The organism is Piscinibacter sp. (assembly GCF_050175855.1).
In the GTDB taxonomy this organism is placed as follows: domain Bacteria; phylum Pseudomonadota; class Gammaproteobacteria; order Burkholderiales; family Burkholderiaceae_C; genus Piscinibacter.
The window spans coordinates 64,858-73,154 of sequence record NZ_JBFXIO010000001.1 but is presented as its reverse complement, the minus strand read 5'-3'; the positions used below and the strand labels follow the sequence as shown (position 1 = coordinate 73,154).

The 8,297-nt window shown below is 67.5% G+C and carries 12 protein-coding genes; 2 read left to right on the top strand and 10 right to left on the bottom strand.

The features are described 5' to 3' along the window. The 4 genes from AB7U92_RS00445 to AB7U92_RS00430 all read right to left on the bottom strand — a co-directional run. A partial coding sequence (locus tag AB7U92_RS00445) for a hypothetical protein (RefSeq protein WP_428573626.1) occupies positions 1-232 on the bottom strand: 232 nt, incomplete at its 3' end. A gap of 54 nt (positions 233-286) precedes the next feature. Next, on the bottom strand, positions 287-598 hold the full coding sequence (locus AB7U92_RS00440) for a hypothetical protein (protein ID WP_428573624.1): 312 nt from the start codon (positions 596-598) through the stop codon (positions 287-289). Then, the gene (locus AB7U92_RS00435) at positions 595-918 is read right to left on the bottom strand and encodes a hypothetical protein (RefSeq protein ID WP_428573622.1); all 324 of its coding nucleotides are present in this window, start codon (positions 916-918) and stop codon (positions 595-597) included. The genes AB7U92_RS00440 and AB7U92_RS00435 overlap by 4 nt, the downstream gene beginning before the upstream one ends. After that, entirely contained in the window at positions 903-1,550 is a 648-nt protein-coding gene (locus AB7U92_RS00430) for a hypothetical protein (protein WP_428573620.1), read from the bottom strand. Before AB7U92_RS00430 ends, AB7U92_RS00435 begins: the two co-directional genes overlap by 16 nt. Positions 1,551-2,013: 463 nt before the next feature. Between AB7U92_RS00430 and AB7U92_RS00425 the strand changes: the two genes are divergently transcribed. Beyond that, positions 2,014-2,817 carry a DUF1845 domain-containing protein gene (locus AB7U92_RS00425; RefSeq protein ID WP_428573618.1) on the top strand — a complete coding sequence of 268 codons (804 nt, stop codon included), beginning with the start codon at positions 2,014-2,016 and terminating at the stop codon, positions 2,815-2,817. Here AB7U92_RS00425 and AB7U92_RS00420 read toward each other — a convergent pair. Next, positions 2,814-3,041, bottom strand: a complete 228-nt coding sequence (locus AB7U92_RS00420; protein WP_428573616.1) for a hypothetical protein — start codon at positions 3,039-3,041, stop codon at positions 2,814-2,816. The genes AB7U92_RS00425 and AB7U92_RS00420 overlap by 4 nt on opposite strands. 34 nt (positions 3,042-3,075) lie before the next feature. Beyond that, positions 3,076-4,149, bottom strand: a complete 1,074-nt coding sequence (locus AB7U92_RS00415; protein WP_428573614.1) for a tyrosine-type recombinase/integrase — start codon at positions 4,147-4,149, stop codon at positions 3,076-3,078. A gap of 541 nt (positions 4,150-4,690) precedes the next feature. Here AB7U92_RS00415 and AB7U92_RS00410 point away from each other — a divergent pair. After that, a complete protein-coding gene (locus tag AB7U92_RS00410; protein WP_428573612.1) occupies positions 4,691-6,577 on the top strand; it encodes an ATP-binding response regulator in 1,887 nt (628 codons plus the stop codon). Positions 6,578-6,628: 51 nt separating this feature from the next. Here the strand turns inward: AB7U92_RS00410 and AB7U92_RS00405 are convergent, their stop codons facing one another. From AB7U92_RS00405 to relB, 4 genes are all read right to left on the bottom strand, one after another. Continuing rightward, entirely contained in the window at positions 6,629-6,886 is a 258-nt protein-coding gene (locus tag AB7U92_RS00405) for a hypothetical protein (protein WP_250200206.1), read from the bottom strand. 165 nt (positions 6,887-7,051) lie between these two features. Continuing rightward, positions 7,052-7,354 (bottom strand): type II toxin-antitoxin system RelE/ParE family toxin, encoded by a 303-nt coding sequence (locus AB7U92_RS00400; protein ID WP_428573609.1) that lies wholly within the window; start codon positions 7,352-7,354, stop codon positions 7,052-7,054. Further along, a complete protein-coding gene (locus tag AB7U92_RS00395) occupies positions 7,354-7,674 on the bottom strand; it encodes a DUF7673 family protein (RefSeq protein WP_428573634.1) in 321 nt (106 codons plus the stop codon). Before AB7U92_RS00395 ends, AB7U92_RS00400 begins: the two co-directional genes overlap by 1 nt. A 41-nt stretch (positions 7,675-7,715) precedes the next feature. Next, on the bottom strand, positions 7,716-8,183 hold the full coding sequence (relB, locus tag AB7U92_RS00390; RefSeq protein WP_428573607.1) for a type II toxin-antitoxin system RelB family antitoxin: 468 nt from the start codon (positions 8,181-8,183) through the stop codon (positions 7,716-7,718). Positions 8,184-8,297: the final 114 nt, after the last annotated feature.

Below are 8,297 nucleotides of genomic sequence, written 5' to 3'. Positions count from 1 at the left end.
CGATCAGCGGCTCGTTCTCGGACCACGACTTCACGCAGAACTCGTCGTCGGCCAGCGTGACACCCGAAGGCGCCAGGTTGCAGCTCAGCATGGCCAGTGGCTCCGGCATCTCGTCGTCGGCCGTGTAGAGCTCGACGAACAGGGCGCCGCCGACGGGATAGCGGCCGACGTGGATGCTGGCCAGGCCGTAGGGGGTCTGTGCGGAGCCGATGGAGGGAAGGTTCATCGACATGATGGTGTTCTCCTTGAAAGGACCGACCTGCGAAGGCCGGTCGTTCGAGTTGCGCTACTGCGGCAACGGCTCCGTGTAGAGCAGGCCGCACGCCATGGCGCTTCCAATGGGGTGGCTGACCAGTTCGCGTGCCGTGGCCAGGACTTCGTGCGGCATGGCGCCGTCGAGCCGGGCGATCTGGAATCCAGCGACATCGGCATGCACCTGGTAGGCGGGCCGATCGGCGCCGGCGACCACGAACGCGCGGCCGGGCGCGCCGGTGAGGACTTCGCTTTCCTTCACGAGATGCTCGAACTCGTCGAGCGACCGCACCGGCAGCAGGCGCTGCATGGGCAGCGCGCGGATGGAAAGGTTGAGGTGGTTCACGGGGTCTCCTGTTCGTCGGTGACGACGCACGTCAGACGGCGGCTTGTTGCGGCGTGGCGGCCTGCCGCCCCATGTGGGGTCGGCGAGTACGCCGTGAGGACGGGCGTGGGGGCCTGGCGCACCGAGCCCGGCCCGGCTTCCTCCACGACACACAGCAGGTGCAGCGACTGCGCGGCCGCGCCGCCCTCGGTTGCGGCGGCCTCGGCCTGCACGGGCTCCGGGTCGAAGCCCTCGAGAGGCTCGTCCAGCTTCCCGGCGATGCCCCAGAGCACGAAGACGATCAGCAGCAGCACCTCGGGACGCATCAGTTGAGCGGGCATGCGGCCTCCTGCACTTCGTCACCGATGTGCGATGCCAGCGCGAACAGGTCTCGCTGGGCGGCCTGCGACGATGTCGATGCCTCGTGCCGCCGGATCTGCTCGTTGAGCCACTGGGGATTCGCCGTCAGCTGGGCTGCGGCGAAGTGGGGGTCGCTGTAGAACAGCTCCTGGGCCCACTGCGGGTAGCGCGCGATGGATTCGCGAAGCCAGCGCCGCGCGTTGACGAGCAGCCATTGGCGCAACTCGTCGACGTCGACCCGGCCGAAGTACGCCGTGGGCGACATGGGGCTGGTGCCGACGACCCGGACGCACGAGGCGAACGAGAAGGGGAGGTGATCGTTCGACGGACTGGTCAATGCCCAGTCGAGCGTCTCGATCTTCTCTTCCAGCGGCGTCTCGGGATCGGTGAGCTTTCTCAGCTCCTGCAGCAGCACCCAGTGCAGTTGCACCACGGCGGACTCGCTCCACTCGGGAGCGTCTTCGATCGCGATCAACTGCTGCAGCGCGTCCTGGGTCTGCAACGGCAATTGGTGCAGCTGCAGGGTGTGGACGGCTTCGGCACGGCCGGGGATGGATGGGGGTTCGTCGAGGTCGAACAGCGAACCTCGGATGCATGCGTTGGCGACACTCATGTTGAGCATTGCTGCCTCCATGGGAACGCGAAGCAACGCCCATCCCCGAAGGGGCAGCAGTTGCCCCGCGGGGGTTGAGTGAGTGGCCGGTCATGAACCGGCGTATAGGGCTGGCTTGGGCGGCGAGAGCCGCTGGATCGGTGTGCCAGCTACCGATCGGGAGAGACCTTTCGGCGCACGACGAAACGGGTCGCGCCTCGAAAGGCTGATCGGCGGATGCGGATGTGCCCGGGGGGCCGGGCGATGCGTCGATTCGACGCTCTGGAGGGCTTGCCTGATTTTGGGGTGCAGGGCCAGCTACTGCACAGACGCGAACCTTAGCGCCCGGCGCCGTGCGCTGTCAACGGCGAGGCGACGGTCGATTTGGAGGGGGGTTTCGACCCGCCTTTCCGGTGGCGCGCGCCGGCGGTGGTCGGGATGATTGCGGTACCCGCCCAACCTCACTTGGACAACGGAGCGTGCCATGACCTCAACCCGACTCGCCGTCATCGACACCGGCCAGGTGAACGAGCGCATTCTGAACAAGGACGAGTACCGGGCGGACTTTCGCAAGGTCGAAGGCGCCTCGCTGAAGCGGACCACGCACCTCTCCAGCCCGCATGCCAAACGCATGTTCGCGCGCTGCTTCTACAGCTTCCAGGCGTCGATGTACTTCATCAGCCAGCTCGGTCGTGCCAAGCTCGATCACGAGGTGGTGGAGCGCATCGAGCAGAACATCCGCGAGGCCCTGGACGCGGCGACCGATGAGATCAACAAAGCCATCGACCAGGCCGAGGCACTGCTCAAACACCACAACATCGAGACGCTGGCGTCCTACGACACGGTGCCTCTGCAGGAAGAGATCGGCATCACGTCCTCGTTCGGCCGGCGCTACTTCGACCTGATGCACAAGCTCGACATCATCATGCCGATGATGGAGACGCTGGCCATCGAGGAGATCATCAGTGAACGCGAGCTCGAGACGCGCCGGTCCCTGTACAAGCGGGTCGTGCTGAGCATCTCGACCAAGGCGCGCAATCTCTGGATGGGCGTGCGACGTCGCATGAACGAACGTGACGCGAGGCTGGCAGCGGAAGCTGCCAAGCCGCGGCCGCAGGCCCCACGACCGGCGCCCTCGACCAACCCCGACCAGGACGGGCCCTTCGCGGGCGAGGCTGCAACCGACCAGCGCGCCGATGAACCCGCTCCAGTCTCGGGTGAGCAGACGGCAACGCCGATCCCGCAAGCCGCGGGTCAGGAGACCGAGTCGATGGCCGCCGGCGCCTAGCTGCCGACGCCGAGGCGCGCGACGATCCAGCGGCGAAGCGCGGCACTGCCTTCAGCGTCGGCCACCAGTTCCTTCGGCGTTCTGCCTGCCAGCTCTGCGATGGGCAGCGACACCCAAACCGAATAGCCGAGCGCGGCCGGGACGATCTGCTCCGGCGCTTCCTCTATGCCGAGTTCCAGCAGCAACCTGCGGACGTGGGCGATGGCCATCAGGTCGGCGGGCATGGGCTCGTGCTGCAGGATCCTGTGCCAGCCGCGGTCAGTCCGGGCGTTCACTCGAGTAGTCGACGCGCCGGTAGCGGTCCATCACCCGCATCTCGACCACCCCGAGCCACTTGGCCACCAGGTCCGGTGACTTGCCGCGGCGCAACTGGCGCAGCGCGAAGGTGTGGCGCAGGCGGTAGGCACCGCCTTCGACCAGGCTCTTGTCGATGCCAGAGGCTTCGAGGACCGCCTTCACCGCGTCGTAGTGGGTCACCTTGCCCCATGGCTTGCCAGTACGCGTTGCGGGAAACAGGAAGTCGCCGGCGAGCTTCTGTTCCTTGCGCACCTGCAGCCAGTAGGCCAGCACGCGGCCTGCCCACTTGATCACCGGTGCTTCACGTTCCGGGCTGTCGCCGTAGGCGGGCACGTGGACGGTGCCCGGCACGCCTTTCTCTTCGCCCGTGCGCTGCACGGGGGATGTCAGGCGAAGCATGCGGACGTCCGCGGGGGTCAGCCCGGAGCCCAGGTGCAGCGCGACGGCAGTGCGATTGCGCAGTTCCTGCCACGTGATGTCGGCGCCCCTACGGCCCGAACGGGGCAGCCCGGCGGAGAGGTAGTTGACGAGGATGCGGGCCTCGGCAGGGGCCAGGTAGTCGGGCAGTGCGTCGCGCCGATTGGCGTTGGCATAGAGCCAATCCTCACGGGATTGAAGCAGGGTGGACGCCGCTCGGTTCGGGGCGGCGGACCCGGTGGCCTGTGCGCGGATCTCCAGCACGCTGTTGATGAACTTCAGCAAGCGCCATGCGTGCCGCGGCGTGAACTTCCCGGCCTCCTTGAGCCGGCTGGGCTTTGCACGAGCCGCGTTGGCGGGTTCGAGCCGGCTGTTGATGAAGGCGCCGAGGTCCGCTTCGGAGATGCCGTCCAGGCCGATCACGGGTGACTGACTCAGGCACCACTCGGCGAAAGCCTGCCACAGCACCGTGTAGGCGCGGATGGAGGACGTCAATGTGATCTTGCGCGAGGCTGCCGTGCGCTGGTGATCGAGCCACTGATCGAAGGCCTCCTGGTACGCCCGCACCTGGTCAGCCGGGTCGGCGTCGTCGAACAGGTCGAGGTTCTGGGGGGCCATCGGGAGGGATCATAAAACCGAACCAACGGCGGGGACGTTGCTTCCCCAAGTTCCCCGGTCGGAGCCAGTTCGCCAAGCCCCAAAAAGCAAGCCAGGAGGGGAGGCCAAGCGGCGGCGCCGTTGGTTCGGAATTGAGGCGCCCGGTGTCCGGCAGTGCACGCGACGAAGCACCGCCCGCCAGGCCCTCGTACTGGTGCACTGCGAGGTTGGCCCCCATTGGGGGGTACCCATCAACTCGCTCGTTGGGGCGATCGGTGAGTTCGCCGACTGGCGGGAAGATTGGTGGCAGCGCGCCTGAGGTCGCGCCGCGCTACAGACGATTTGCAGGGCCTGTTTCGATCGGTCGGGCCGCATTGCAGAAGGAACGTGGAAACTCTGCGTTCACGTGAGTGCGTTTGGATGCAGATCGAGACGATCTGCGTACCTCTTGCAGGCGGGGTTGACGGCGCGCAGACGCCGAGCACCCTGGGGCATGGACAACAGAATCGGTCGACGAACCGTTGGAGCAGGCAGACGGGCCAATTTCAGGGCGAACAGAGACATGAGTGAGCAGGGCAGGGCCGCGGAGGGACCGCAGGTCGAAGTCGCGGGCAAGGCTGCTGGCGGGGACTACTCGCCCGACGCCGGTGAGACGGGGCGCGCGATGACTGCCAACGCCGTCGTCTCCGCGGTGGCCAACGTACCGCTGCTGCTGGCCGCGGTCGCCCTGGTCGTGTACATGGCATTCGAGGCCGGGCTGAGCACGCCGGGAACGGTCTTCGGCGCGCTCGGGCTTGCCGCATCGGGCTGGCGCTGGTCGATGAGCAAGCGCTACCGTTTGCGCGAACCCTTCGACGAGGCAATGGCGCGGGCAGCGCGACGCGAGGTCGAGCTGAACGCGGGCCTGTCCGGTCTCATGTGGGGCTACGGTGCGCTGGCCATCTACCCGCACCTCAAAGAGGTCGCACAGATCGCCTACCCGATGCTGCTGGCAGGATCGGCCGGCGTGGCGGCCCTGTATGCCCCGCTGGCAGGGCGTGCCTACCTCTACATGATCGTGCCGCAGGTGGCATCGCTGGTCATCGCCCATCTGGCCTTCGACGGCCTGCGTTCGATCGGGCTGGCCGCCATCGTGGCCGGGTTCGGCTTCACGATGCATCGGTCGGCGCAGCTGTCGAAGGCAGCGGGCGAACGGCTCGCGAGAGCACTGCTCGAACGCGATCGCCTGAGGGCTGACCACGCGCGCCTCGCGGAGCTGGAACTCACCGAAGCCAAGCTGGCGGCCGAGTCCGCCCGCAACGAAGCGGCGGCCACACGGGACCTGTTCATCGCGAAGGTCTCGCACGAGTTCCGCACGCCCCTGCAGACCATCGTCGCCCTGGCCGACCTGCTCGCGCTCAAGACCGCTGACGAGAGGTCCAAAGGCCTTCAGGAGCCGGTCCAGCGGCTGTCACGAGCGGCCGACCAACTGATGCACCAGGCGAACGACCTGGCCGCCTTCGTGCGGGCCAATCAGGCCGCGGGCTACGAGATCCGCGAGCGCCCGGTGCGGCTGGACGAAGTGGTGGCCGCGTCGATCACCGAACTCCGGGAATTGGCCAACCGCAAGGGGGTCGACGTGCGCGTCACCGTCCCGGCCATCTCGCTGCATGCCGACGACATGCGCCTGCAGCAGATCATCGGGAACCTGGTGAGCAACGCCGTCAAGTACACGAGCCATGGCCACATCGAGATCCACGCGGACGTGGATGGCGACGGGCCCCACAGCATGACCTTGTGGGTGAGCGACACGGGCAGCGGCATCGCCGAAGAGGTCCTGCCGAATGTCTTCGACCCGTGGTTTCGAGGCACCCGCGAAGCGCGCGGCCTGGGGCTCGGACTGTCGATCGTGCGATCCCTGGTCGCGCAACTCGGCGGAACTGCGGAGATCAAGTCGGAGAAGGGGCGCGGTACCCGGGCCACCGTGCACATCCCGGTGAAGGTGCTGGACCAGCAGCCGCTTCGTCCGCTCTCTGGCTCGGCCAGCCTGTCAGGCCTGCACGTGCTTGTCGTCGATGACGAGGACTCCGTTCGCAGCGCCGTGGCGGATCTCCTGCGCGCCAAGGGCGCGGAGTGCGTTGAAGCGCCTGGTACGGACGAGGCGCTGCAAGAGCTCGGTTCGAGGGCATTCGAGGTAGCGCTGGTCGACATCCAGATGCCCGGTGCGGACGGCTACGAACTTGCGCGGCGGCTCAGGTCTCGCTACCCGGAATGCGAGACGAGGCTGATCGCCATGAGCGCCTTCGGACTGGCAGAGGAGCAGGGCCATCTCTTCAACGCCTACGTCGCCAAGCCCTCGAAGGCCGACAAGATGGTCGGCACGATCATCCAGACCCTGGCGCAAGGTCGCACCACCGCGGCCAATGCGGCCCCCCTGAGCAACTCGAGCGGAGCATCGAACACAGCGTGAATCGGCGCCGACGCTGCATCGCCGCGCGCGCTGCGGGCGCAGACGGGTTCGTCAACGGCCTCTGAAAGCCGGCAGCACTTCGTTGACAGACACCGCGCGCAGATCGCCGACCAGTCGACCCTGGACGTCGGTGATCACCAGGCCCCTTCGCGCCGCCTCCCGACAGAGCGCATCGAGCCGCGGGTCCGCAAAGCTCGCCGGCGGATCGTAGGCCTGCAGTTGAAGCCCGGCGACCGCGAGCAGGCCGTCGGCGCTGGGCCGATCCCGTTGTCCAGAAGGACCACACAGGCCGGCGAGCGCGGTTCGCAACGGTGATGTCCGGGGGTTCATGGCGAAGCAGGTGCAGGGCGCCCCATCGTGCGGCTGACCGCGGGAGCGCGCAACTCGAAACCCCGGTCCAACCCCCCGTCGAAATCGGCCGTCGATTTCAGATGGTCAGCCGTTCCGTCGCCTGTGCGCACGCGCCCCTGCGATTCACGGCGTTTGCTGCGCCACGTGCTTGACGCGAAGGATCTCGACGGTGCGAGAGGTGTCGATCACCCGATAGAAGGCGATGTAGTTGGCGTGCAGCACGAGTTCGCGAACGCCGGCCGGCAGCCCGGGCCGGCCCTCATGGCCGAGCCTTGGGTGCTGGGCCAGCGGCTGGACCTTCTCGCGCAGCTTCTTGCCGAAGGTGCGTGCACGGGTAGGACTGTCCTGGGCGATGTAGCGGACGATGCTGCGCAGGTCTTCCAGAGCCTTGGGGCGCCAGGCGATGCTGTAGTCGGCCCCCGGCATCAGTCCCCGAGCTCCGGCCTCCAGGCCTGCACGATGGCCTTGAACTCGGCCTCGTAGCCCAGGCTGTCGGGGTAGCGGTGCACGCGGCCGATCAGGCCGAACACGGTCGTCATGTCGGCCACGATGTCGGTGTCCAGTGCCCACAGCGAGGTCAGGTCGAAGGCACCGCAGCTGCCTGTGTTCCACCAAGCCAGCAGAAAGTCCGCAACGACCCGGCTCTGCCCGGAATCTCGCCTGGCATGCGCGAGCAGGCGCTCGAGCGCCGCCACTTCCTCGGCGGTGATCGCAGGGGGCGGCGCTTCAGCGGCGGCGGCCAGCATCGCCTGCGCAATGACCTGCTCCGGTTGGCGCGGCGTCGTGCTCATGCGCCTTTCCTTCGCGCGGAGCCGGCACGCTGAAGCTCGATCGCGTCGATTTCGGCGTCCATGGCCGCCATGACTTCGTCGTGCGGGACGCTCGCGCGCGGATCGTCGAGCGATTCCTGGATCTCGGCGGCGAGCCACCGGTTGTGGGCCGCGGCCTGGTGGGCCGTGCGCATCGCTTCGGCCTGGCTGGAGCGGCTGCGGCTCATGTCCTTCTCATCGGGGTTCCAGTCGGTGGCGTCGAGCTGCGCCACGGCGATGCCAACCTCGCGCAGCAGGATCATGGCTGAGGCTGGATTGCCGAAGCGGCGCGGCTCGGTGCTGCGGGCCTTGGCCAGCACGGCGTCCTGGCCGCTGCGGGTGGCGATGCGCAGCATGAAGGCGCCGCCCTGGCCCTTGAGCGTGACACCGGCGACGCCGCCGGCGGCCGCAGTGGCGCGCAGTTGTTCCAAGGTCATGCTGTCCATAGGATCCACCGCATCAGAAATGGAATCATTGTGCACAGTTGACAGAAGTCTTGCAACGACCGCCGGCCCAAGCGCGAGATTCGATGAGAGTGCGGAAGCACCGCACCACCAGGG

Bases quoted from the DNA above. Each gene is read 5' to 3' on its own strand.
- AB7U92_RS00435 (WP_428573622.1), bottom strand. From the start codon at position 918: ATGCCCGCTCAACTGATGCGTCCCGAGGTGCTGCTGCTGATCGTCTTC.
- AB7U92_RS00430 (WP_428573620.1), bottom strand. From the start codon at position 1,550: ATGAGTGTCGCCAACGCATGCATCCGAGGTTCGCTGTTCGACCTCGAC.
- AB7U92_RS00425 (WP_428573618.1), top strand. From the start codon at position 2,014: ATGACCTCAACCCGACTCGCCGTCATCGACACCGGCCAGGTGAACGAG.
- AB7U92_RS00420 (WP_428573616.1), bottom strand. From the start codon at position 3,041: ATGCCCGCCGACCTGATGGCCATCGCCCACGTCCGCAGGTTGCTGCTG.
- AB7U92_RS00415 (WP_428573614.1), bottom strand. From the start codon at position 4,149: ATGGCCCCCCAGAACCTCGACCTGTTCGACGACGCCGACCCGGCTGAC.
- AB7U92_RS00410 (WP_428573612.1), top strand. From the start codon at position 4,691: ATGAGTGAGCAGGGCAGGGCCGCGGAGGGACCGCAGGTCGAAGTCGCG.
- AB7U92_RS00400 (WP_428573609.1), bottom strand. From the start codon at position 7,354: ATGCCGGGGGCCGACTACAGCATCGCCTGGCGCCCCAAGGCTCTGGAA.
- AB7U92_RS00395 (WP_428573634.1), bottom strand. From the start codon at position 7,674: ATGCTGGCCGCCGCCGCTGAAGCGCCGCCCCCTGCGATCACCGCCGAG.
- relB (WP_428573607.1), bottom strand. From the start codon at position 8,183: ATGGACAGCATGACCTTGGAACAACTGCGCGCCACTGCGGCCGCCGGC.